General features: G+C 72.5%; 22 protein-coding genes. 15 read left to right on the forward strand and 7 right to left on the reverse strand.

Features of this window, described 5'->3' with window-relative positions; all coding sequences use genetic code 11:
* Positions 1 to 143: 143 nt before the first annotated feature.
* Positions 144 to 725 carry an O-methyltransferase gene (locus tag ACQP0T_RS04750; RefSeq protein ID WP_433871475.1) on the forward strand — a complete coding sequence of 194 codons (582 nt, stop codon included), beginning with the start codon at positions 144 to 146 and terminating at the stop codon, positions 723 to 725.
* 270 nt (positions 726 to 995) lie between these two features.
* Here ACQP0T_RS04750 and ACQP0T_RS04755 read toward each other — a convergent pair whose 3' ends face one another.
* Positions 996 to 2,135 (reverse strand): Mrp/NBP35 family ATP-binding protein, encoded by a 1,140-nt coding sequence (locus ACQP0T_RS04755; RefSeq protein ID WP_433871476.1) that lies wholly within the window; start codon positions 2,133 to 2,135, stop codon positions 996 to 998.
* A 141-nt stretch (positions 2,136 to 2,276) separates the two neighbouring features.
* Between ACQP0T_RS04755 and ACQP0T_RS04760 the strand changes: the two genes are divergently transcribed.
* The 10 genes from ACQP0T_RS04760 to ACQP0T_RS04805 all read left to right on the forward strand — a co-directional run bounded on the left by ACQP0T_RS04760 (position 2,277) and on the right by ACQP0T_RS04805 (position 13,498).
* Positions 2,277 to 2,765: a MarR family winged helix-turn-helix transcriptional regulator gene (locus tag ACQP0T_RS04760; RefSeq protein ID WP_345356366.1), complete on the forward strand. Its 489-nt coding sequence runs from the start codon at positions 2,277 to 2,279 to the stop codon at positions 2,763 to 2,765.
* A gap of 4 nt (positions 2,766 to 2,769) precedes the next feature.
* Positions 2,770 to 3,156, forward strand: a complete 387-nt coding sequence (locus ACQP0T_RS04765; protein WP_345356369.1) for an NUDIX hydrolase — start codon at positions 2,770 to 2,772, stop codon at positions 3,154 to 3,156.
* Between the two features lie 98 nt (positions 3,157 to 3,254).
* On the forward strand, positions 3,255 to 4,211 hold the full coding sequence (locus tag ACQP0T_RS04770; protein WP_345356501.1) for an HpcH/HpaI aldolase/citrate lyase family protein: 957 nt from the start codon (positions 3,255 to 3,257) through the stop codon (positions 4,209 to 4,211).
* A gap of 146 nt (positions 4,212 to 4,357) precedes the next feature.
* Positions 4,358 to 7,780, forward strand: coding sequence for a patatin-like protein (locus ACQP0T_RS04775; protein WP_433871477.1), 3,423 nt, complete (start codon positions 4,358 to 4,360; stop codon positions 7,778 to 7,780).
* Between the two features lie 219 nt (positions 7,781 to 7,999).
* Positions 8,000 to 8,128 (forward strand): hypothetical protein, encoded by a 129-nt coding sequence (locus tag ACQP0T_RS04780; RefSeq protein ID WP_345356375.1) that lies wholly within the window; start codon positions 8,000 to 8,002, stop codon positions 8,126 to 8,128.
* Between the two features lie 290 nt (positions 8,129 to 8,418).
* A complete protein-coding gene (locus ACQP0T_RS04785; RefSeq protein WP_345356378.1) occupies positions 8,419 to 8,931 on the forward strand; it encodes a general stress protein in 513 nt (170 codons plus the stop codon).
* A 415-nt stretch (positions 8,932 to 9,346) separates the two neighbouring features.
* A complete protein-coding gene (locus ACQP0T_RS04790) occupies positions 9,347 to 10,591 on the forward strand; it encodes an ABC transporter substrate-binding protein (protein ID WP_433871478.1) in 1,245 nt (414 codons plus the stop codon).
* Entirely contained in the window at positions 10,591 to 11,484 is an 894-nt protein-coding gene (locus tag ACQP0T_RS04795; protein ID WP_433871479.1) for a carbohydrate ABC transporter permease, read from the forward strand. Before ACQP0T_RS04790 ends, ACQP0T_RS04795 begins: the two co-directional genes overlap by 1 nt.
* Positions 11,484 to 12,329, forward strand: coding sequence for a carbohydrate ABC transporter permease (locus ACQP0T_RS04800; protein WP_433871480.1), 846 nt, complete (start codon positions 11,484 to 11,486; stop codon positions 12,327 to 12,329). Before ACQP0T_RS04795 ends, ACQP0T_RS04800 begins: the two co-directional genes overlap by 1 nt.
* Before the next feature lie 5 nt (positions 12,330 to 12,334).
* The gene (locus ACQP0T_RS04805) at positions 12,335 to 13,498 is read left to right on the forward strand and encodes an ABC transporter ATP-binding protein (protein ID WP_433871481.1); all 1,164 of its coding nucleotides are present in this window, start codon (positions 12,335 to 12,337) and stop codon (positions 13,496 to 13,498) included.
* Here ACQP0T_RS04805 and ACQP0T_RS04810 read toward each other — a convergent pair.
* Genes ACQP0T_RS04810 through ACQP0T_RS04820 form a run of 3 tightly spaced genes read right to left on the reverse strand, consistent with a single transcriptional unit; the run spans position 13,491 to position 15,316 of the window.
* Positions 13,491 to 14,489 carry a M56 family metallopeptidase gene (locus ACQP0T_RS04810; RefSeq protein ID WP_433871482.1) on the reverse strand — a complete coding sequence of 333 codons (999 nt, stop codon included), beginning with the start codon at positions 14,487 to 14,489 and terminating at the stop codon, positions 13,491 to 13,493. The genes ACQP0T_RS04805 and ACQP0T_RS04810 overlap by 8 nt on opposite strands.
* On the reverse strand, positions 14,486 to 14,851 hold the full coding sequence (locus tag ACQP0T_RS04815; RefSeq protein WP_433871483.1) for a BlaI/MecI/CopY family transcriptional regulator: 366 nt from the start codon (positions 14,849 to 14,851) through the stop codon (positions 14,486 to 14,488). Before ACQP0T_RS04815 ends, ACQP0T_RS04810 begins: the two co-directional genes overlap by 4 nt.
* 30 nt (positions 14,852 to 14,881) lie before the next feature.
* Positions 14,882 to 15,316 carry a hypothetical protein gene (locus ACQP0T_RS04820; protein ID WP_433871484.1) on the reverse strand — a complete coding sequence of 145 codons (435 nt, stop codon included), beginning with the start codon at positions 15,314 to 15,316 and terminating at the stop codon, positions 14,882 to 14,884.
* Between the two features lie 106 nt (positions 15,317 to 15,422).
* Here ACQP0T_RS04820 and ACQP0T_RS04825 point away from each other — a divergent pair, with 106 nt between their 5' ends.
* Entirely contained in the window at positions 15,423 to 16,460 is a 1,038-nt protein-coding gene (locus tag ACQP0T_RS04825; protein WP_433871485.1) for an NlpC/P60 family protein, read from the forward strand.
* A 346-nt stretch (positions 16,461 to 16,806) separates the two neighbouring features.
* Here the strand turns inward: ACQP0T_RS04825 and ACQP0T_RS04830 are convergent, their stop codons facing one another.
* From ACQP0T_RS04830 to ACQP0T_RS04840, 3 genes are all read right to left on the reverse strand, one after another.
* Positions 16,807 to 16,992 (reverse strand): hypothetical protein, encoded by a 186-nt coding sequence (locus tag ACQP0T_RS04830; RefSeq protein ID WP_345356405.1) that lies wholly within the window; start codon positions 16,990 to 16,992, stop codon positions 16,807 to 16,809.
* A gap of 164 nt (positions 16,993 to 17,156) precedes the next feature.
* The gene (gene corA / locus ACQP0T_RS04835; RefSeq protein WP_433871486.1) at positions 17,157 to 18,233 is read right to left on the reverse strand and encodes a magnesium/cobalt transporter CorA; all 1,077 of its coding nucleotides are present in this window, start codon (positions 18,231 to 18,233) and stop codon (positions 17,157 to 17,159) included.
* A 370-nt stretch (positions 18,234 to 18,603) separates the two neighbouring features.
* Complete coding sequence (locus ACQP0T_RS04840) at positions 18,604 to 19,032, reverse strand: NUDIX hydrolase (protein ID WP_433871487.1); 429 nt, start codon at positions 19,030 to 19,032, stop codon at positions 18,604 to 18,606.
* 145 nt (positions 19,033 to 19,177) lie between these two features.
* Between ACQP0T_RS04840 and ACQP0T_RS04845 the strand changes: the two genes are divergently transcribed.
* The 3 genes from ACQP0T_RS04845 to ACQP0T_RS04855 all read left to right on the forward strand — a co-directional run bounded on the left by ACQP0T_RS04845 (position 19,178) and on the right by ACQP0T_RS04855 (position 20,882).
* Positions 19,178 to 19,339, forward strand: a complete 162-nt coding sequence (locus tag ACQP0T_RS04845; RefSeq protein ID WP_345356414.1) for a hypothetical protein — start codon at positions 19,178 to 19,180, stop codon at positions 19,337 to 19,339.
* A 26-nt stretch (positions 19,340 to 19,365) separates the two neighbouring features.
* The gene (locus ACQP0T_RS04850) at positions 19,366 to 19,935 is read left to right on the forward strand and encodes a PH domain-containing protein (protein ID WP_433871488.1); all 570 of its coding nucleotides are present in this window, start codon (positions 19,366 to 19,368) and stop codon (positions 19,933 to 19,935) included.
* A 65-nt stretch (positions 19,936 to 20,000) separates the two neighbouring features.
* Positions 20,001 to 20,882, forward strand: a complete 882-nt coding sequence (locus tag ACQP0T_RS04855; RefSeq protein ID WP_433873597.1) for a PHP domain-containing protein — start codon at positions 20,001 to 20,003, stop codon at positions 20,880 to 20,882.
* Positions 20,883 to 20,884: the final 2 nt, after the last annotated feature.

Consider the following 20,884-nt stretch of genomic DNA (forward strand, 5'->3'; position numbering starts at 1 on the left):
CTGGTGAGGTGGGGATGATAGGCGCCTGAGAACTCGCTGAGAACCGCGCGGCGCTGGAAACGGGCGCCTAACGAATTCGGCCTTGCCGTCCACCCCGCGCGGCGCCGCCGATAACCTTGCGCGTTGTGATACCCGAGACCCCGTTGGGCGACGGTCCCGCGGGCCAGGACGAGGCGCACCGCTCGTCGGGCGGTCCCGTGGACGCCTCGATCGCGGCGGCACCGCTGCACGTCCTGCGCTTCCTGGCGGCGGCGCTGCGCGCGAAGGCCGTCGTCGAGGTCGGCACCGGTTCGGGCGGCAGCGCGCTGCACCTGCTCGGCGGGATGGTCCCGGACGGGGTCCTGACCTCCATCGACGTCGACCAGATGGCGCAGCGCGAGGTCCGGGAGGCGTTGCGGGAGGCGGGGGAGCCCGCGTCGCGCACCCGGTTGATCGCGGGCCGACCGGTCGAGGTGCTGCCCCGGCTCGCCGAGGGCGCCTACGACATGGTGGTGGTGGCCAGCGCCACCACCGACCACGCCACCTACCTGGCCCTGGGCACCCGGCTGCTGCGGCCCGGCGGCGTGATCGTCTTCGCCGGGGTTCGCCCCGACGCCGACCGCGACCAGCGCAGCGCGACCGCGCTTAGCCTGCGCGAGCTGGTCCGGGTGGTCCAGGCGGACGAGGACCTCATCGCCGTCACCCTGCCGGTCGGTCCGGGACTGCTCGCCGTCACCAAACGCTGACCGCCCGAGCACTCACCCATTCGGGACGTGAGTGAGGGGCACCCTTGCCCAAGTAAGGACCGCTTTCAGAATGCGGCGGAGCCGCATGCGGTGCGGCCGTCAGCCGGCACCGCGGTCCGTGCTCGGACGTGACCGCTCAGCGGCCTTCTCGCGAGGACAGCCGTGACGCCGGGTACGTCGTGGGTACATCAGGAGGCGATCGACGCAGCGAGGGGACCGCTGAGGTTCCGCCACCGACACCGCCACGCAGGCCATTGCCGAAAGCAGTCCTCAGGCGGGGGAGACCGACAGGAGCTTGCCCGCCAGGCCCCTGGCCCGCTTCGACAGCCGTCCGGCGATGCCGTCGAGCACCGCGGCGGCGGGGGACTCCGGGTCCTCGATCACCAGCGGGGTCCCGCTGTCGCCCGCCTCGCGCAGCCGGGGGTCCAGCGGGACCTGGCCGAGCAGCGGGACGTCGGTGCCCATCGAGCGGCTCAGCGACTCGGCGACGATCTGCCCGCCGCCGGAGCCGAAGACCTCCATCCGCTGCCCGTCGGGCAGCTCCATCCAGGACATGTTCTCCACGACGCCCGCCACCCGCTGCCGGGTCTGCATGGCGATCGCCCCGGCGCGCTCGGCGACCTCGGCGGCGGCCTGCTGCGGGGTGGTGACCACCAGGATCTCGGCGTTCGGGATGAGCTGGGCGGTGGACAGCGCCACGTCACCGGTGCCGGGCGGCAGGTCCAGCAGCAGCACGTCGAGGTCGCCCCAGAAGACGTCGGAGAGGAACTGCTGGAGCGCGCGGTGCAGCATCGGCCCGCGCCAGACGACCGGGGTGTTGCCCGGGGTGAACATGCCGATCGAGATGACCTTCACGCCGTGCGCCTGCGGCGGCATGATCATCTTCTCGACCTGGGTGGGACGGCCGTCGGCGCCCAGCATCCGCGGCACCGAGTGGCCGTAGATGTCGGCGTCGACCACGCCGACGGACAGCCCGCGGCGCGCCATCGAGGTGGCCAGGTTGACCGTCACGCTCGACTTGCCGACGCCGCCCTTGCCGGAGGCGACGCAGTACACGCGGGTCATCGAGCCCGGTTCGGCGAACGGGATGCGGGGTTCCTCGGCGCTGCCGCGCAGCTTCTGGCGCAGTTCGGTGCGCTGCTCGTCGCTCATCACGTCGAGCTCGACCGACACCGAGGTCACGCCGTCGACCGCGCCGACGGCGTCGGTCACCCGCTGGGTGATCGTCTCGCGCATCGGGCAGCCCTGGACGGTCAGGTACACCTCGACCTGGATCGCGCCGCCGTCGCCGACGGCCACCGACTTCAGCATGCCCAGCTCGGTGATCGGCCGGTGGATCTCGGGATCCTCGACCTGGGTGAGGGCCTCGCGGACGGCCTCTTCGGTTGGGGTGGACTGCGTGCTGGTCACAGTTGCCTGACACCGACCTTTCTGCGCTGGCGCTGCGCCACACCATGCTACGGACCGGTAGCGGGGCGCGAACAGGTGCGCTCCACGCCGAGCCGGGGGCGCTGCGCGGTCGGATGAACGCGGACCGTAATATCCCGCGGCGTGGCCGACACGGGGCTTGAGCGATTACCGACCAGGAGCGAACTGCTGGCGTACCGCTGCTTCCTCCGCGCGCACGCACGCGTGACCCGCTGCCTGGAGGGCGACCTGATCGCCGAACAGCGGTTGACGCTGGCCGCCTACGACGTCCTCGAAGCGCTCGCCGAAGCGCCGGGCCGCCGCCTCCGGATGACCGAACTGGCCGATGCGGTGCTGCTCTCGCGCTCCGGGGTGACGCGCCTGGTCGACCGGCTGGAGCGGCTGGAGCTGGTGCAGCGGGTCCGGGTCGATTCCGACGGGCGCGGGGTGCAGGCGGTGATCACCGAGCGTGGTGAGCGGCGGTTGCGGACGGCCGCGGCGACCCACCGCAACGGCATCGCGCGGTACTTCCTGGCCGCCACCGCCGAGGAGCTGGAGGCCCTGGTGCGCACCTGCCAGCGGCTCGCCGACGGGGGTGTGCCCTCGCCCCCGGGCAGCCGTGCGCAAGCATGAGCGGGTGCCCGAAACCATCGAGGTCGTCGCGTTGGTCCGCTGGGAGGCGGGTCGCCTGCTGCTGGTCCGCGCCGACTACCAGACCGCGTTCTACCTGCCCGGCGGCAAGATCGACCCGGGTGAGACCCACGAGCAGGCGTTGCACCGGGAGGTCCGCGAGGAGCTCGGGACCGGGGTCCGCGACGTGCGGTTCCTGGACCGCTACGTCGCCGACGCGGTCGGGCAGGGCGAGGGCGTGCGGGTCGGGCTGAACTGCTACACCGGCGAGCTGGTCGGCACCCCGGCGCCCGCCGCCGAGATCGCCGAGCTGGCCTGGATGTCCCGCGCGGAGTACCTGGACCAGCGGGCGACGGCCCCGGCCATCGTGGCGCTGTACGCGGACCTGGGCTGAGCCGCACCGCCGGTCGTGTGCCGCCGCGCACGTGCGGGCTCCGGGAAGCGATCAGCGTGGTAGACACTGCACGGCCCCCGGCTGTCGAGGAGGAGATCGTGGTCGACCGGCAACGCGCCCGCCGGAGCTGCCTGGCGGTGCCGGGCTCCAGCGCGAAGATGATCGACAAGGCCCGCGGCCTGGCCGTGGACCAGTTCTTCCTCGACCTGGAGGACGCGGTCGCGCCGCTGGCCAAGGCCGAGGCGCGCGAGCGGGTCGTGGCCGCGCTCAACGAGGGCGGCTGGGCGGGCAAGACCCGGTCGGTGCGGGTCAACGACCTGACGACCGAGTGGACCTACCGCGACGTGGTGGACGTGGTGGAGGGCGCCGGCGCGAACCTGGACACCCTGGTGCTGCCGAAGGCGAGCGGTCCGGAGCACGTCCGCTGGCTGGACCTGACGCTGACCCAGATCGAGCGCGCGACCGGGCTGGAGGTCGGCCGGATCGGCATCGAGCCGCAGCTCGAGGACGCCGCCGGACTCGCCGCCGCCGAGGCCATCGCCGCCGCGAGCCCCCGGGTCGAGGCGCTGGTCTACGGGCCGGCGGACTTCATGGCCTCGATCAACATGCGGTCGCTGGTGGTCGGGCACCAGCCGCCCGGCTACGACGTCGGCGACGCCTACCACTACGTGCTGATGAAGCTGCTGATCGCCGCCCGCGCGCACGGCGTGCAGGCGGTGGACGGTCCTTACCTGCAGATCAAGGACGTGGACGGGCTGCGGGCGGTGGGCGGCCGCTCGGCGGCGCTGGGTTTCGACGGCAAGTGGGTGCTGCACCCGGCGCAGGTCGATGCGGTGAACGAGCTGTTCTCGCCGCGCCAGGAGGACTACGACCACGCCGAGAACATCCTGGACGCCTACGACTGGCACACCTCGGCGGCGGGCGGTGCGCGCGGCGCGGCGATGCTCGGCGACGAGATGATCGACGAGGCGTCGCGCAAGATGGCGCTGGTGATCGCGGGCAAGGGGCGCGCGGCGGGGATGTCGCGCACCGACCGCTGGACCCCGCCCGCCTGAGCGGTCCGCCGCCTTTCCAGGAGCGGCCGGTTCCGCGGCGGGGACCGGCGCGTGCCTGTGGTGCGCCCTGCGGGGATCCGGGTCCGCGCCTCCGGTCAGCACGGTAGTTTCCGGGAGCACCCGGCGAGACCGACCGAAGGGGCGACGTGACCGCTGCCGGAGCGGACAACGAGCAGGAACTGCGGCTGGCGCTGGCGATGCGCGGCGGTACCAGCATGGCGGTGTGGATCGGCGGCGCGGTCGCCGAGATCGAGCACCTGCGCACCGCGATGGCGGGCAACGACGACGCGCGGGCCACCCACCCGTGGGCGGCGCTGGCCCGGCTGGCGGGCTTCGACTCGGTGACCGTGGACGTCATCGCGGGGGCCTCGGCGGGCGGGGTGAACGCGACGCTGCTGTCCGCCGCGCTGATCTACGACCGCCCGTTCGAACGCACCCGGCGGATGTGGGTGCGGCTGGCCGACGTCGAGGCGCTGGCCCGCCCGCTGCCCCGGTTCTGGCAGCAGGCGCCGCCGTCGTTGCTGGAGGGCGACGGCTACTTCCGCGACGAGATGGTGAAGGTGCTCACCGACACCCCGGGGCGCGAGGACGCCGAAGCGCCGTCGCGCGCGGAGCTGCTGCTCACCGCGACGCTGCTCGACCCGGTGGTGGAGCAGCACTTCGACGGCCGCACCGGCTCGATGCTCCAGGAGCGCAGGCGGGCGTGGTTCCGGTTCCGGCACCTGGGGCGGGCCGGTGACCCGATGTCGGACTTCGGCGCGGGCGAGGACCTGCCGGACACCGCGCTGAAGCTGGCGCACGCCGCCCGCGCCACCTCGTCGTTCCCGTTCGTCTTCGAACCGGCGCAGGTGCACGCGCGGGAGCAGGCACCGCCGCCGGGCGAACCCGCGATGCTCGGGCTGTTCTCCGAATCCGGCGACGGGCCGTACGGGGTGATCGACGGCGGGCTGCTGGACAACATCCCGGTGGAGGCGGCGGTCCGGGCCATCGCCGAGGCGCCCGCGGACCGGCCGACCTGCCGCTGGCTGCTGTACCTCAACCCGGATCCGGCGGTGGCGCAGGGCCGCCCGCCCGAGGCGGCCCGGGCGGTGCCGGTGGCCGCCGCCGCGCTGCAGACCAAGATGGCGCAGGAATCGCTGCTGGAGGACATCCGGGCGCTGGACGCGCACAACCGGGTGGTGGAGCGGAACTCGTTGCGCCGCAAGGCGTTGTTCGCCCCGCTGCACGCGGAGCCGGAGGCCGGGCGGCCGGCGCTGCTGGACCGCCTGGTCGACATGGTCGAGGCCGATCACGCGGTGGTGCGGGCCGAGCTCGACGCGCTCGCGGTGCACCGGCTGCTCACCGAACCCGCCGGGATCGAAGCGGGCACGCTGCTGCCGCCGCCGGTCGGCGACCCGCTGGCGGGCTGGTCGGCGCAGGCCCGGGAACAACTGCCGGAGCGGCTGTCGGCGGGGCTGTCGGCCGCCGCCACCGGCGAGGTCTTCGACGACGTGCGGGGACTGCTCGCCGGGATCCAGCTCTGCCTGGAGTGGGCGTGGGACCTGGACCGGCGGGCCGCCGACACCGCCGAGATCGGCCGCTGCAAGGCCGTGCTGTACCGGCTGCGCACCTTCGGCGAGCTGCTGGAGGGCCACACCGACCGGTACTGGATCAGCGGGGCGGTGCTGGAACCGCTGGTCCAGGTCGCCGAGCTGGACGACTGGGTGCGCCGGGTGCTGGCCCGCAGGCACCGGTTGCAGCACGCGCTGCCCTCGCCGATCGACCCGCTGCTGGGCGAGGTGCTCACCGCGGTCGAGCAGGGCACCGACCTGCAGCAGGCGCTCGTCGAGTTCGCCCGGGAACTGCGCTCCACGGTGGACTCCTCCGGGGCCGACGCGGCGCCCGGCGCCGCAGGCGTCGATGCGGTGGCGCGCGGGACCGAGGTGCTGCACCGCGTCGCCGACCGGCTCGCGGCGGTGGCGCCGCCGCGCACCGAGGCCACCGAGCCGGAGCAGCTCGGCTTCGCGCTGCTGGAGCGCTCCGGCCGCCGGGCCGAGGTGCTGCGCGAGCTCGTGGTGCTCAGCGCGCCCCTGGACGTCTGCCGGGAACCGGGCTCGCGGATCAACTTCCTGCGCGTGGCCAGCGACGAGCAGAGCCCGCTCCCGTTCGACGCGCTGCGCCGCTCCCCGGACGCCCCGCTGCGCATCCGGGACAAGATCCGCGGCGTCGAGCTGAACAACTTCGGCGCGTTCCTGTCGGCCAAGTGGCGCGCCAACGACTGGATGTGGGGCCGCATGGACGCGGCGGCGAGCCTGGTCGGGCTGCTCACCGATCCGGTCCGGCTGTCCCGGCGGCACGGCGGCTCGGAGGGGCTGGGCGATGCGTTGCAGGCCATCGTGAGCCGCCCGACGACCGCCGAGCTCGGGGACCTGGACGAGCGGGAATCCGCCCGCTGGCGGGAATTCCTGGCCGGGTTGTGGGCCCGGCACGCCGCCGAGGTCCGCGCCGAGCTCGACGCGCTGTTCGCCGCGCCCGACGACCGGCACGGGCTGCCCAGGACCCGCGCCCTGCTCACCGAGCGCCTGCAGTGGACGATCGCGGCCGAGGAGATCCCGTTCGTGGCGACGGTCCCGGTGGGCGCCGATCCCGAGGACGGCGCGAGACCGCCGGTGCCGGAGCCGGAGCGGCTCGAAGCCGAGGTGCGCCGCTACGACGTCGGCAGGCAGCGGTTGCCGGACCTGGGGGAGCGGCGCAGGTTGTCGGTGGTGACCCGGCTGGGGCTGCTGGCCTACCGGGCCGCCCGGCCCGCCGGGCGGGGTGCGCTGCCCTGGCTCGGCCGCCGGTTCATGACGCTGCTGAAACCGCTGCTGCTGCTCATCGGCTACGCGGTCGCGGCACCCCGGCGGACGGCGGCGGTGGCCTTCCTCGGCGCCGCCGCGATGGCGTTCACCGGCTTCGAGGAACCGCGCGAGCCGCACCTGCCGGACCAGGAGATCTCCGCCGCGCCGCTGTGGGGCGAGAACGCCCCGACGACGACGCGGCAGGACTGCGGGGGCGGCACCGAGGACGGGTACGTGCTGTGCTGGACCACCGCGGTGAAGGTGGTCGATCCGCTGGCGTGGACCACCATCCTCGACTTCGGCGGCGCCTCGGCCGGGTTCGGCGCGCTCGTCGGCGGACTGCTCGCGGTGGTGTTCGCCTGCTGGCTCGGCTGGCGGGTCGGCGGTGCGTTCGGGCGCGGCCGGGCCCGCATCGCCCCGGCGCTGGCGGTGGTCGTCGGCCTGCTCGGGCTGCTGTTCTGGGGCCTGACCTACGAGGTCCGGCTCGGCCCGCTCGGTCTCGCCCTGGTGGCCGCTGCGCTCACCTGGCCGGCGGCGGTGGTCTACCGCACCCCGGTGCGGGTGGTCGCGGTGCTGGTCACCCTGGTCTCGTTCATCATCACGCTCTGGCTCGGCGGCCCGCTGGTGGCCATCGGCGGCAACTGGATCACCTTCGCGATCGTGGTCACCGCCTACGCGCACATGGTCCTGCTGGGCACCGTCGACGTGCTGGCCCCGCGCCCCCGCCCCCGAGGCGTGACCACGGCCTGACCCGCCCGCACCCGTTCGGGAACTGAGTGAGGGGCACCTTCATCCGGCTATGTCGGATGAAAGTGCCCCTCACTCGCGAACCTCCCGGGTGGCCGTGCGGCTCGTCGGCTCCGGGCGTGATCGACGAAGCTCGCGGAACTCTTGATTTCACAGGTCTGTGAACTTATGGTCCGAGGTGGAACTTTACAGATCAGTGTAATGGAGGGTGCTGTGGAGCTCATGCGGGAACTTCTCGGGCTCGTCCGCGATTTCGTCGCCGGGATCCACCTCGGGCACGGCATCCGGCATCGCGTTCCGGTGCCGGGGCGCGGCCGGGAACTGCCGACCGGTTGCGGGCTCCGGGGGTGAACGGTCGGCGGGGCGGGTTCCGCCCCGCCGGGTCCGGGCGGGTGGCGGCGATCCCGGCCTGCTCACCTGGGGTTTCGCGCTGCTCTCGCTGGCCGCGCCCGGATGTGCTGTCCTGACGTTCGCGGTGGTGCGCCGCGCGGTCCCGCGGTGGGGTCGCGGGGTGCGCGCCGCCCGGCGGGCGACATGATCTCCGCCGGGTCAGACGGGTAACCTTGAAGGGACAACCGGTCGGAAACCGGGCCGCGCGGCGCGGTCGACCGGGAGTGCACGTTCCACTGGAGGTGTCAGCGGTGTCCAGTCCATTCACCGGCTCCGGCCGAGCGACGCCGGGCGCACCCAGCCTGCCCACCCCGCCGACCGGCTGGCCGATCGGGTCCTACACGACCTACGCCGAGGCCCAGCGCGCCGTCGACCACCTGGCCGACAACGAGTTCCCGGTGCAGGAGGTGACCATCGTCGGCGTCGACCTGATGCTCGTCGAGCGGGTCACCGGACGGCTCTCGTGGGGGCGCGTGCTCGGCGGCGGCGCCGCCTCGGGCGCGTGGTTCGGCCTGTTCGTGGGCCTGGTCCTCGGCATCTTCACACCCCAGGGCAACTGGTTCGGGCCGGTCCTGGTCGGCCTGGGCACCGGCGTGCTCTTCGGGCTCATCTTCGCCGCGGTCGGCTACGCCTCCACCCGGGGCCGCCGCGACTTCTCCTCGGCCAGCCAACTGGTGGCGGGCCGCTACGACGTCCTCACCCAGCCGAGGCACGCGGAGCAGGGCAGGGACATGCTGGCCAGACTGGCCATGCGCCCTCAGTAGGGTGTTGGGCCCGTTGTGCGTGGCGGTGCGGGTGGCGGAACCTCAGCGGCCCCCTCGCTGCGGGATCCGCTCCTGATGTACCAAGCGCGTACACGGCGTCGCGGCTGTCCTCGCGAGGGCGCCGCTGAGAACCCGCGGCGGTGCCGGTTGCGAGGGTGGGGTGAAGCGGAAGCGGCTGCGCCGCTTGCCTGACGGTGGTCGGGTGTCCGGTTGGTGTCGCCGCTGGCTCCCGCGCTGCTGGCATGTCGCCTGAGTTCACGTATTGGCAACAAGCTTCGCACCGGTCTTGCCCGGGCGTGTCCGGCGCGCCTAGGTTCGCCTGCACCGGTCGCCGGTGACGGCCGGTGGTGGCGGTGCGACGGAGCGCGGCATCCTTCCCGTCCTCGCCGCGGTCAGCGACGGGGGAGGGCTCGACGTGCGGAAGGCTCGCGCGGTCGCGGTGCTGGGAGCGGTGTGCGCGTCGGTGCTGGCGGCGTGCGCGCCGCCGCCGGACGGCAACACCGTGAACCTGTACTACGCGCCCGAGGAGAACCTGCAGGCGGTCGTCGACCGCTGCAACGAGCAGGCCGCCGGGCGGTACCGGATCGTCTACCACAAGCTGCCGCGCGAGGCCGACGGGCAGCGCGAGCAGATGGTCCGCCGGCTCGCCGCCGGGGACGGCGGGATGGACGTGCTCGGCCTGGACGTCACCTGGACCGCCGAGTTCGCCGAGGCCGGGTGGATCCGGGAGTGGACCGGTGCGGCGCAGCGGACGGCGTCGGCGGGCACGCTGAGCGGTCCGCTGGAGACCGCGACCTGGGAAGGCCGCCTCTACGCGGCGCCGAAGAACACCAACGTGCAGCTCCTCTGGTACCGGAAGGACCTGGTGCCCGAGCCGCCCGCCACCTGGGACGAGATGATCGCCGAGTCGCAGCGGCTCGAACGCGAGGGCGAACCGCACTGGATCTCGTTCAGCGGCGCCCAGTTCGAAGGGCTGTTCGTGCACTACAACTCGCTGGTCGAATCGGCGGGCGGGCGGATCGTCAGCGAGGACGGCAAGCGCGCCGTGGTGGACGCCGGCGCGGTCCGGGCGCTGGAGGTGCTGCGCGACTTCGGCACCGCCGGGGTCACCAGCGCGGCGATGAACAACGCCATGCAGGACGACGCGCGCCGGGAGTTCGAGAGCGGCCAGGCCGCCTTCCAGCTCAACTGGCCGTTCGTCTACCCGTCGTTGCAGGAGAACACCCCGGAGCTGGCCCGCGACGTCGGCTGGGCGCGGCTGCCCGCCGTGGTCCCGGGGGTGCCCAGCAAGTCGACCATCGGCGGCTACAACCTCGCGGTGAGCAGCCACTCCACCAAGCCCGACCTGGCGTTCGAGGCGGCGCTGTGCCTGCGCAGCCCGGAGCACCAGCTCTTCTCGGCGATCAACGACGGGGTGCCGCCGACCGTCGAATCCGTCTACGAGCACCCGTCGATGGCCGAGGAGTACCCGATGAAGGACGCGATCCTGGAGGCCCTCAAGGACCCCGGGGTGCGTCCGGTGACCCCGGCGGCGCAGAACGTCTCCACGGTGCTGACCAATCTGCTGGCGCCCGTCGCCGAGATCGACCCGGCGGCCACCGCCGAGCGGATGCGCACCGAGGTGCAGAACGCGCTCGACTCGAAGGGCGTGATGCCGTGATGGCCGCGGCCACCGAGGGCGAGCGCGCCCAGCGGCGGCTGGGCTGGCTGCTGTGCGCCCCCGCGGCGCTGGTGATGCTCGCGGTCACCGGCTGGCCCATCCTCTACGCGGTGTGGCTGTCGTTCCAGCGCTTCGACCTGAAGTACCCGGACCAGCGGGAGTTCGTCGGGCTGGACAACTACCTCACGGTGCTCGGCAACGGCTACTGGTGGACCGCGTTCGGCGTGACGGTGCTGATCACCGTGGTATCGGTGGCGATCGAGCTGGTGCTCGGCATGGCGCTGGCGCTGGTGATGCACCGGGCGCTGGTCGGGCGCGGGCTGGTCCGGACGGTGACGCTGATCCCGTACGGCATCGTCACCGTGGTCGCCGCCTTCAGCTGGCGCTACGCCTGGACGCCGGACACCGGTTACCTGGCCGAGCTGATCACGCCCGGCGGTGCGCCGCTGACCGGGACCGGCAGCTCGCTGGCGATCATCATGGTCGCCGAGATCTGGAAGACCACGCCGTTCATGGCACTGCTGCTGATGGCCGGGCTCGCGCTGGTGCCCGAGGACCTGCTCAAGGCCGCGGCGATGGACGGCGCGGGGCCGTGGCAGCGGTTCGTCAAGGTGATGCTGCCGGTGATGAAGCCGGCGATCCTGGTCGCCCTGCTGTTCCGCACCCTCGACGCGTTCCGCGTCTTCGACCACATCGTGGTGCTCACCTCCGGGGCGCAGGACACCTCGTCGGTGTCGGTGCTGGCCTACAACAACCTGATCAAGGGGCTCAACCTCGGCATCGGCTCCACGATGTCGGTGCTGATCTTCCTCGCGGTCGCGCTGATCGCCTGGATCTTCGTGAAGCTGTTCGGCACCGCCGCGCCGGGCGGCGACGACGGCGGGAGGCGCTGATGGCGGACGTGGGCGGCGCCGCGACCCGGGCGCGCAAGGCGAAGTGGACGGTGCTGGACGTCGTCGTGGTGGTCTACGCGCTGCTGCCGGTGCTGTGGATCGCCTCGCTGTCGTTCAAGACCGAGGCGACGCTGGGCGACGGCCACCTCATCCCGCGCGAGTGGACGCTGGAGAACTACGCGACGATCTTCAGCACCGACGAGTTCACCCGCGCGCTGGTGAACTCCATCGGCATCGCGCTGATCGCCACCGCCATCGCCGTGGTGCTGGGCGCGATGGCCGCCTACGCCATCGCCCGGCTGGACTTCCCCGGCAAGCGGCTGCTGGTCGGCGCCTCGCTGCTGATCGCGATGTTCCCGCAGGTCTCGCTGGTCTCCCCGCTGTTCGAGATCGAGCGGGTGCTGGGGCTGTTCGACACCTGGCCGGGCCTGATCCTGCCCTACACCACGTTCTCGCTGCCGCTGGCGATCTACACCATGTCGGCGTTCTTCCGGGAGATCCCGTGGGAGCTGGAGAAGGCCGCCACGATGGACGGCGCCACCCCCGGTCAGGCCTTCACCAAGGTGATCGCGCCGCTGGCCGCGCCGGGCGTGTTCACCACCGCGATCCTGGTGTTCATCTTCTGCTGGAACGACTTCCTGTTCGCGATCTCGCTGACCTCGACCGAGGCGTCCCGGACCGTCCCGGTCGCGTTGCAGTTCTTCACCGGCGACTCGCAGTTCGAGGACCCGACCGGCTCGATCTCGGCGGCGGCGGTCGTGATCACGGTGCCGATCGTGGTGTTCGTGCTGCTGTTCCAACGGCGAATCGTCTCGGGGCTCACCTCGGGCGCAGTGAAGGGGTGACCGACGTGTCCGACATCGTCCTGGACGGGGTGACCAAGCGGTACCCGGACGGCTCGCTCGCGGTGCGGGAGATGGACCTGGAGATCGCCGACGGCGAGTTCGTCATCCTCGTCGGCCCCTCCGGCTGCGGCAAGTCCACCACGCTGAACATGATCGCCGGGCTGGAGGACATCAGCACCGGGGAGCTGCGCATCGGCGGGCAGCGGGTGAACGAGCGGGCGCCGAAGGACCGGGACATCGCGATGGTGTTCCAGTCCTACGCGCTCTACCCGCACATGACGGTGTTCGAGAACATGGCGTTCCCGCTGCGGCTGGCGAAGGTGGACGCCGCCGCGGTGCGCGCGAAGGTGGCCGAGGCGGCGGCGGTGCTGGACCTGGACCGGCACCTCGACCGCAAACCCGCGCAGCTGTCCGGCGGGCAGCGCCAGCGGGTTGCGATGGGCCGGGCCATCGTGCGCAGCCCCCGGGCGTTCCTGATGGACGAGCCGCTGTCCAACCTGGACGCCAAGCTGCGGGTGCAGATGCGCACCTCGGTGTCCAAGCTGCAGAAGCGGTTGGGCACCACCACGGTCTACGTCACCCACGACCAGACCGAGGCGATGACCCTCGGCGACCGGGTGGTGGTGATGCGCGGCGGCGAGGTGCAGCAGATCGGCCCGCCCCAAGAGCTCTACGACACCCCGGCGAACCTGTTCGTCGCCGGGTTCATCGGCTCACCGGCGATGAACTTCGTCCCGGCCCGGGTCGAGGACGGCCGGATCACCTCGGCGCTCGGGTCGTTCCCGCCGCCGGACCGGGTCCGGCGCGCGCTGGAGGGGGCCGACGCGCCGCGCGAGCTGGTCCTGGGCCTGCGCCCGGAGCACTTCGAGGACGCCGCGCTCGCCGACGACGCCACCGGCGTCACCTTCACCCACGAGGTCGACGTGGTGGAGGCGATGGGTTCGGACAAGTACGTCTACTTCACCCTCGACGACGGCGAACCGCGCGGCGCCGGGCTCGACGAGCTCGCCGCCGCCAGCGGCGCGGCGGAGGTGCCCAGCGCCGCGGGCCAGGTCGTCGCCCGGCTCGCCGCGCGGTCCGCGGCCCGGGAGAACGAGCGGCTCTCCGTCCGGTTCGACCTGGCGAAGATCCACCTGTTCGACCCGGAGACCGGCCGCGTCCTCACCTGAGCTCGGCGACGACGCCTGGTCCCGCGCACAACGGGGTCGGGTCGGCGGTGGCCGACGGGACCACCAACGCGGTCGCGGCGGTGAGCGCCAGCAGCGGCAGCGCGAGCGCGACGGTGATGCGCCAGTGCGCCGACCGCGCCGGGGGCCGGGGGCGCAGCAGGCGCTCGACCCGCTCCGGCACGTCCGATCCGGCCGCGGCCAGCGCCGCCCGCGGGGCCGGTGCCCGCGGGTGGGCGGCGGTGGCCATCGCGGCGAGCGCCCGGGCGACGGTGCGGCTGCCGTGGTCGCGACCGGCCCGGTCGTCGGCGATCCACTCCACGAGGCGCGCGACCTCCGGCACCGCCGCCCGCAGCACGGGCACGAAGGGGAAGGACTGCGCGAGCACCGCGACCCACCCGGCGCACAGGTGGTGCTTCCCGCGCAGGTGCGCGGCCTCGTGGGCGAGCACGGCCGCGAACTCCGGCGGGCGGAGGCGGCGCACCGCGCCCCTGGTGACCACAATGGCCGGGACGCGGCCGGGCAGGCAGTACGCCGCGGGTTCCGCCGCGTCGACGACGGTGATCCACCGCCCGTGGTGCAGCAGGTTCCGGGACAGCCCGCGGACCGCGCGCCGGTGCGCCCGCCGGTGCCGCCGGGTCCTGCGGGCGTGGCGTGCCGCGACCGCGGCGAGCCGGAGCAGGAAGGCCAGCGAACCGATCAGGGCGAGCGCGGCGGGCACGTCGGACGGGTGGTGCACGCCGAGGATCACCTGCACCGCGTGCAGGCACGCGTGCAGCAGCCCGGCGAGCCCCAGACCGCCGGAGAGCGCGGCGATGGCGGCGAGGCCGAGGCTGAACACCGCGACCACCCACGAGGTCGGCAGGGCGATCCAGAGGGCCAGGCCGAGCCGCGGCGCGGCGCCTTCCCAGCGCCGGCAGGCGCGCACGAGGCGCGGGCCCAGCACCGCGACGATCGCGGCGTAGAGCGACAGCACCACCAGCAGCGGGGTCATCGCCGCTCCGGCCGCGCGGACTCGTCGAGCAGCTCGCGCAGCACGGCGGCGTCCTCCTCGCTGATCTCGCCGACGAACTTGAGGAACGTGGCGCGGGGGCTGCCGCTGGTCGCCAGCGCCTCCCGCATCAGGGCGGCGGCGTGCTCGCTGGCCTGCACCCGCGGCCGGTAGAACCACACGCGGCCGAGCCGTTCGCGGTCGACCCACCGCTTGCGGTGCAGGTTGTCCAGGACCGTGGCCACCGTGGTGTAGGCGAGGTCACGATCGAGCAGGCCCTCGACCACCTGGCGCACGCTCAGGGCGTCGTCGGCCTCCCAGAGCAGGGCCATCACCGCCGATTCCAGCGGACCGAGGTTGTGCACCGGCTGTCTCCCTTCGCGTCGCAGAGCTGATCATGCCGCGACCGGGGACGGGCAGGCGGAGGTGGTGCGCAACCGGGCGCGCAGCGCGAACCCGAGCAGCGCCAGCGAACCGATCGCCAGCACGGGTTGCACCGGGCCGAACCAGTTGAGCGCCCCGTTCGTGCCCAGCGCCAGCACCACGAGCTTGTTGCACGTCGGGCAGCCGATGGCGAGGAAGGACAGCACCGTCCCGACGACTCCGCGGCGGGTCCGCTGCTGCTCGGTGCGGGGACCCGCGTAGGTCGCCACCAGCAGCCCGGAGAGCACCGCGGCGGCGAGCCAGACCGGGTAGCTCCACCACGGCGCCTCGATCATCCGCGTGAAGAGGGGATTCGGGATGAGTCCCGCGACGGTCCCCGTGATCGCCGCGATGGCCACCGCCGCGACGGTGGCCCACAGCCAGTGGCGTGCCGTCCAGCTCCGCACGGTGCCTCACTTCCTCCGGGGACCGGGTGCGCGGACCACTCTACTATCGCCCGTAGGAGATCTACTACCTTGCTTAGAAGAACCGGTGAGGAGTGAGGACACGAGCATGCGCAACCGCACCACCCGCACGACGAACACCGCGCTGGTAGCCGCGACCGCGCTCTCCACCGCGCTCATCGCGGGAGTGCCCGCCACGGCCCAACCCGAGGAACCGGGCTCGGCGTCCGACGCCGCGCAGCGGCTCCGCGAGCTGTCCCGGGAGGCCGAGGTGGTCACCGAGGACTTCAAGAAGGTCCAGGACGACCACGCCGCCCGGCAGCGGGAGCTCGACGCGTCCACCGCGGCGGCGCACCGCGCCGACCAGGCCGCCGAGCAGGCCCGGCGCGAGGAGGAGCGGTTCCGCGGCGAGGTCGACCAGCTGACCGCGGCGTCCTACCAGGGGGCGCGGATGAACACGCTGTCCGCGCTGCTCACCGCCGAGTCGCCCGAGTCGTTCCTGGACCGCGCCTCGGCGCTGGACGCGCTGGCCCGGGACAACAACCAGGCCGTGCACGCGGTCGTCACCGCCACCCGGCGGGCGGAATCCGCGCAGCGGCGCGCGGCCGAGGAGCGCGCCCGCGCCGCCCGGGCCGAGGCCGAAGCAGCGCGCCTGCAGCAGGAGTTCGCGGTCCGCAAGGACGAGATGGACGCCCGGGTCGCCGAGGTCAAGGAGCAGTACGACCAGCTCAGCGCCCAGGAGCAGGAGGCGTTGTCCGGTGACGACACCGACGTCGGCCCGGTCTCCGGCAGCGGCACGGCGATCGCCGCGGTGAACGCGGCGCTGAGCAAGCAGGGCTCGCCCTACGTGTGGGGCGCCAAGGGGCCGAACCAGTTCGACTGCTCGGGGCTGGTGCAGTGGTCCTTCGAGCAGGCCGGCCTGTCGCTGCCCGCCTCGACCCGGACGCAGGTCTCGACCGGCACGAGCGTGACCGAGAGCCAGCTCCAGCCGGGCGACGTGATCTTCTTCTACGACTCGGCGAGCCACAACGGGATCTACATCGGCGGCGGCAACGTCGTGCACGCGCCGACCGAGGGCCAGAACGTCAAGGTCGAGAAGTACGACTACATCGGCGACGTCCACTCGATCCGGCGGATGACCGGCTGACCTCGCGCGCCCGGCGCGGTGTCGCCGCGCCGGGCGATCCCGGGGCTCGTCCCCGGGAGTCCTCAGGGGTCCGTGCAGAAAGCGGCGGAGCCGCTTTCATGAGGAAGGGCGCCCGGAGCGAGGCGGCGACTGAGGTTCCGCCACCCGCACCGCCACGCAGATCCATTCTGAGAGCAGTCCTCAGGCCTGGGCGATGAGGACGAAGAGGGTGACGATCCACCCGGCGATCAGGGTCACCAGCACGGTGAGCTTGTTCGTCATCAAGCGGGTCATGACGGCGCCTCCCGGCGTGAAGTACGAAGCCTGCGGGGGATTCGCTCCACGATGCGGTCGGCGACCGGGGGCCTCAGCGCGCGTCGACGGCGCGCGGCGCGGTGGTCGCCTGCCGCATCGCGCCGGGTTTTCGCTCGATCCACGCGGTGTGCCGGAACTGCTGCTCGGCGACGTGCCGGTGCGAGACCGGTGTCCGGCGCAGCGCCGCGGAGGCGCGCCGGTGGTGGCGGCGCCCGAGGAGCGGCGACGTCCAGTGCATGACGACCTCCTCACGTGCTCGCGATGTCGCGGAAAAGGCGGTGGGTGAGTACCCGATCGGCCGAGGGCCACCACGTCGGGGCGCGGGGCGGGATCCGCCGGGACCGGCAGCGGCGCGGTCCCCGTGGAGGCTATCGCCGACCCGATCGGAATCGTTACACCGGGTCACAACCACTTGTTCCGCCGGAAGATGTGGAACAGCACGACGCAGGCCAGCAGCATCACCAGCAGCACCAGCGGATAGCCGAACTTCCAGTGCACCTCGGGCATCTGGTCGAAGTTCATCCCGTAGATCCCGGCGATCATCGTGGGCGTCGAGATGATGGCGACCCACGCCGAGATCTTGCGCATGTCGGTGTTCTGCTGGAGCGTGATCTTGGCCAGCGTCGCGTCGACCAGCGTGGTGAGCAGCTCGTCGAACGAGCCGACCTGCTCCGAGACCTTCGCCAGGTGGTCCTCGACGTCGCGGAAGTAGGAGCGGACCTCGTCGGGCACCATCGGCAGGTAGCCCTCGGCGAGCCGCTGCAACGGCTTGGTCAGCGGCATCACCGCCCGCTTGAGCTCCATCGCCTCGCGCTTCATCAGGTAGATCTGCGGCGCGTCGATCTTGGTGCGCGGGGCGAAGACCTCCGCCTCGATCTCGTCGATGTCCTCCTGGAAGGCCTCGGTGACCTCCAGGTAGGTGTCGACGACGTGGTCGGCGATGCCGTGCAGCACGGCGGAGGGGCCCAGCGCGAGCTGCTCCGGGTCGGCCTCCAGCCGGCCCCGGACGGTGGCCAGCCCGCTGTACCTGCCGTGCCGGACGGTGATCACGAAGTCCCGCCCGGCGAACACCATCAGCTCCCCGGTCTCGACCAGGTCGTCGGCGGCGGAGCGCAGCTCGGTGGCCAGGTAGCGGACGGTCTTGAGCACCATGAACAGCGTGCTGTCGTAGCGCTCCAGCTTGGGCCGCTGGTGGGCGTGCACGGCGTCCTCGACGGCCAGCTCGTGCAGCCCGAAGGTCTCGGCGATGCCGTTGATCTGGTCCGCGGTCGGTTCGTGCAGGCCGATCCAGACGAATCCGGAGCCGCGCTCGCGCACCTCCTCGACGGCCTCGTCGTGGGTCCACGTGCCGGGCAGCCGCCTGCCGTCGACGTAGACGGCGCAGTCCACGACCGACGCGGACAGCGGGGTCTGGGTGCGGTGCGGGGTGCGGGCGCGGCCGTTGCGGGAACGCAGGCCGAGGGAGGGCAGGCTGGGCACGGCGAACCTCCGGGGTCCGGGAAGGCGGGCAGCGGATCGTCTCGCTGGGCGCGCATCCCGGCCGGTGCGTCGGCACCGCGTGCGTCGCTAGCGGCGACGGACCTTCCCGGCGGGGATGCGGCCGGTACTACTCGGAGGCGCGCTGTCGGCACTGCTGTCCACGATCCCTCACCTCCTGGAGGTCATCCACCGCCGCGGGTGGTCGGCTCGGCCAACGGCTCAGCGTACTCCGCCCGGACGGCGCCGCGGCACCGGATGGCGGGGAACGTCACCAACGGCGGAACGCGGTGAATTGTGCGCAGGGCGAAACGGATTACTATGGGGTTCTCGCCGAAAGTGCGCGCCGGGGACGTTTTGCGGCTTTCGGGTGTCACCCCGTCGTGGGTTCTGCACCCCACGAGCGCAAGACTTCCGCCAGGCCTTCCGTGAGTTCACCCGCTCGGTCCAATGTGGTGAAAGTCGCACCGTCCACCCACGCCGCCGCGTCCGCGTCATCGCCCGCGGACGGAGCAGCGCCGTTGCTCCGACAGGCGTAGTCGTGGATCTCGTACGTTCCGCCCAGCCCCGGCCGCAGGACGGTCCCCAGCAAGGCTCCGACCTCGACGGACAGGCCCGTCTCCTCCAGCAGCTCGCGACGCACCGCCGCGTGGTCGGACTCGCCCTGCTCCACCCGGCCGCCGGGCAGCGACCACTTCCCGGCCGCGGGCGGGCGCCCGCGCTTGACCAGCAGCAACCGGCCGCGGGAATCGTGCACCACCGCGCCGACGCAGCGGATCGGGGAGTTCTCCGATACGATCATCGCCACGGAACGTAGTTGATCCGGGGCCGCCCGGAACCGACTGACCCAAGTGCGGTACAAAGCTGCCGTAAACCGGCGAAGTACGGTACAACGGATCAGCAGGCGCCTGCGCTAATCAGTGGCATTTCGGACGGGGTGCGTCACAGTGAACTTGAAGAAGATCCTCACCTGGACCTTGGTCGCGTTCCTTCTGTTCTTCTTGATCTCCTCTCCCGACCAGGCCAGCAACGTGGTGACAGGCATCCTGGCGAGCCTGCGCTCGGCGGCCGAAGCCGTCATCACGTTCATGCAGAACCTCTTCGTGTAAGCGCCGAGCCGCGGGAGGCGGGTGCCGTGTTCCACCCCAAGGACCCCGACGAGTACCTGCTGGACTCCGAGCGCCGGGTGATCCGCGTCCGGCGGCACTGGGCCTGCCTCGTGTGGGACCTCTTCGAAGCGGTCGGGCTGCTGGTCGGGCTCGTGATGGTGTCGTACCTGCTGCCGCAGGAGAACGCGGTGTTCCAGAACATCCTCTGGTACGCCGGTCTGGTCGTGCTCGTCCGGTTCACCTACCAGATCCTCGACTGGTACGTGGAGCGGATCGTCGTGACGGACAAGCGGTTCCTGATGACGACGGGCATCTTCACCACCAACGTGGCGATGATGCCGATCACCAAGGTCACCGACCTCACCTTCGCGCGGACGCTGCTGGGCCGGGTGCTCGGCTACGGCACGCTCGTGGTCGAGTCCGCCGGTCAGATCCAGGCGCTCAACCGCATCGAGTACGTCCCGAACCCCGACGAGGTGGAGGACGCCATCTCCCACCTCGTCTTCGGCGACAAGAAGAACCAGCAGGACCGGTTCTCGATGCTCAAGGCGCGGCGCGCGGCGGTCGGCAAGCGCAAGGCGCAGAAGGTCTCCTGAGACCTGGCCGCGGATCCGCCCCGCACGGCGGTGCGGATCCGCGGGCCCGCCGGGCATCGGTCACACTGATGGGTGTGCGAATCGATCTGCACACCCATTCCACCGAGTCCGACGGGACGGACACGCCCGCGGAGCTCGTCGCCACCGCGATCGACGCCGGGGTGGACGTGATCGCGCTCACCGACCACGACACCACGGCGGGCTGGGCGGAGGCCGAGCGCGCCGTGCGGGAACGGTCGCCCTCGGGTCGGTTCCGGCTGGTCCCGGGCGCCGAGCTGTCCTGCTCCAGCCCGGACGGGCGGGGGCGCGACGTGACCGTGCACCTGCTGGCCTACCTCTTCGACCCGGCCTCCCCCGCGCTGGTCGCCGAGCAGTCCCGGCTGCGCGCCGAGCGCCGCGCCCGGCTGCGCGAGATGGCCTCCCGGATGGCCGCCGACGGCTTCCCGGTCGACCCGGACGCGATCATGGCCGGGCTGCCGCCGGATTCGCCCGGCGGTCGCCCGCACCTGGCGCGGGCGCTGGTCCGGGCCGGGCGGGTCGCCTCGGTGGACGAGGCGTTCGCCCGCTACCTCGGCGCGACCTGCCCGTACTACCTGCCGCGCACCGACACCCCGGTGCACCGCGCGATCGACATGATCGCCGACGCCGGTGGGGTGACCGTGCTGGCTCACCCGTTCGCCACCAGCCGCGGCCAGGACGTCACTCCTCCGGTCGTCGCCGAGTTGGCTGAACATGGGCTCACCGGGATCGAGGTCGACCACCCGGACCACGACCCGGCGACCCGGGCGCGGACCCGGGAGCTGGCGGCCGAGCTGGACCTGGTGCCCACCGGCAGCAGCGACTACCACGGCACCAACAAGACCATCGGGATCGGCCAGGAGACCACCGCGCCGGAGGCCTTCGACCGGCTCGTCGCCGAAGCGGTCGGCGCGGCCGTCGTGGGCTGATC

Origin of the sequence: Saccharopolyspora sp. CA-218241, from assembly GCF_050954615.1 — a bacterium.
GTDB classification, from domain to species: Bacteria; Actinomycetota; Actinomycetes; order Mycobacteriales; family Pseudonocardiaceae; genus Saccharopolyspora; species Saccharopolyspora cebuensis.